This window comes from Streptomyces sp. NPDC005533 (genome assembly GCF_042871845.1).
GTDB lineage: Bacteria > Actinomycetota > Actinomycetes > Streptomycetales > Streptomycetaceae > Streptomyces.
The window spans coordinates 1-1,718 of the sequence record NZ_JBIAJH010000170.1; the positions used below are offsets into that span (position 1 = coordinate 1).

A 1,718-nucleotide genomic window follows, 5' to 3' on the forward strand; every position below is an offset into this window, starting at 1 on the left:
GTAACCGGCGTCCGCAATGGTCACCGGCACCTCGATACCCCAGGATCGGGTCCCGCCGAGCATGTCCAGTGCGAGCCGCCATATCCCCCCGTGCCCAGTTACCGTCGGGAATACCGCAGGCGGCGAGCGACTTCGTCCGGGTCCGCCTCCACCTCCACCTATACGGGCGCCCACATCTTTGACACGAACCCCCGCCAGTCGACCGCCGCCGAAGAATGGTCCAAGACCAAGTACAGCGAGACGCCCACCTTGCAGTTGATGACCCTGCCCGCGCTCCCGGTGTACTACCGCAACACACGTCGAGACAGGACGGCAGCGCTGTCGGGGCCGACGCCGACCAAGTCCGGCATCTGAGGTGGTAGGAGCGGTTGGCCAGGGTGATGCGTCGCCTCAGGTGCTTGACCTCCGCGGGAGGGGTGTGAGCAAACGATGACGGGCCTGTCGCTTGTCGCCGGAGTTGTTTGGGTCTAGGCATGGGACGAAACAAGATGCGCACGACGCTGAGGGCATCTCCGGGGCGGGTGGTACTCGTCAGTTCCCGCCGGGCCGTCGGACGACCCACAGGTCAGCTGGCGCTGTGGCCGCGGGAGCGGCGCTCACCGCTGCCCTGACACTGACCGCATGGATCGTGAGTTGGGTCGTCTCCCCAACTGGACCCGTCGTCGAACGGACAGCAGGCATCGGCGACCATGCGGAGCCCGTCCCGCCCGCCTCCACAATCGACACAGGGCCGATTCAAAGTCGTGGCAAGCCGACTCGTCTCGTTGAGCCGGACACGCGGCCAAGTCGCCGTCTGTGCAGGTCAACGTTGCTTCGCTGCATGACGTTGCCTGACTGGGCATCAACTCGGCGTCGAGGGTGCGTCTGGGCTCAACGCCTTGACCTGCGACGATGCGGCCAGCCGGTGACTTTGAATTAGCCCTGACAATCGACATGGCGATCGTGCGCGAGTCCGAGGAGGCGGGGAACGCGGTGAACCTCACCATGGACGACGGTCCCGACCCCCGATTGCTGGCTGACCACGGAGCGAAGGCGGTGTTCTGCATGACCGGCCCGAACGCGCGCGCGCATCCCGATCTTGTTAAAAGGGTCGTCGCCGCCGGCCATCGGTTATGCGATCACACGGTTAGCCACGACACAGCGTTAGACCAGGAGCCTGTTGAAGACCAAAGAAGAGAGATCACTGAGGCTAAACGTATGATCGAGGGAACCTCGGGGGGCGCCCGTATTTGGTACCTGATCGGTGGGCGGGTTGAACAAGCTCACTGACCGGGTGACGTGACGGTGGCTGATTCTGCTCAGTCCTAAGGATGTGGTGTGCAAGATGCGGGCTCACTCTGCCCTGGCCGGCCGGTGCGGATCGAAGTGGCGAGGAGATGGGAGGAGACGGGCCGCAGATCATCATGACGCACCAGTGCCACCTGACCTGCGGGGATGAGCCATCTCATCTTGCTGATGGGGGTGGGAGCAGAGCGGGTTCAGCGGGCCTGTGACAGGTTCTCCCGGTCCGCCGCGGCCGCCCGCTCGGCGAGCACTCGCGTCTTCAGGGCCTTCATAGCCGGCTCGCGCTCCTTGAGGTCCACGACCAGCGGGGTCGCGATGAAGATCGAGGAGTACGCACCAGCCGCGAGGCCGACGAACAGCGACAGCGAGATGTCGTTCAGCATGCCGGCGCCCAGGAAGCCGCCGCCGATGAACAGCAGCGCGGCGACCGGGAG

The 1,718-nt window shown here is 65.1% G+C and carries 2 protein-coding genes and 1 pseudogene; 1 reads left to right on the top strand and 2 read right to left on the bottom strand.

Annotated features, from left to right (window positions below):
• Nucleotides 1-158: 158 nt before the first annotated feature.
• Nucleotides 159-248, bottom strand: coding sequence for a hypothetical protein (locus ACFYP3_RS37690; RefSeq protein WP_388842628.1), 90 nt, complete (start codon nucleotides 246-248; stop codon nucleotides 159-161).
• Nucleotides 249-933: 685 nt separating this feature from the next.
• Between ACFYP3_RS37690 and ACFYP3_RS37695 the strand changes: the two genes are divergently transcribed.
• Entirely contained in the window at nucleotides 934-1,269 is a 336-nt protein-coding gene (locus tag ACFYP3_RS37695; RefSeq protein ID WP_388842630.1) for a polysaccharide deacetylase family protein, read from the top strand.
• Between the two features lie 209 nt (nucleotides 1,270-1,478).
• Here the strand turns inward: ACFYP3_RS37695 and ACFYP3_RS37700 are convergent.
• Nucleotides 1,479-1,718, bottom strand: a pseudogene (locus tag ACFYP3_RS37700) (protein translocase subunit SecF); the annotation flags it as partial.

Coding starts and splice junctions, on each gene's coding strand:
- ACFYP3_RS37695 (WP_388842630.1), top strand. CDS start 934: ATGGCGATCGTGCGCGAGTCCGAGGAGGCGGGGAACGCGGTGAACCTC.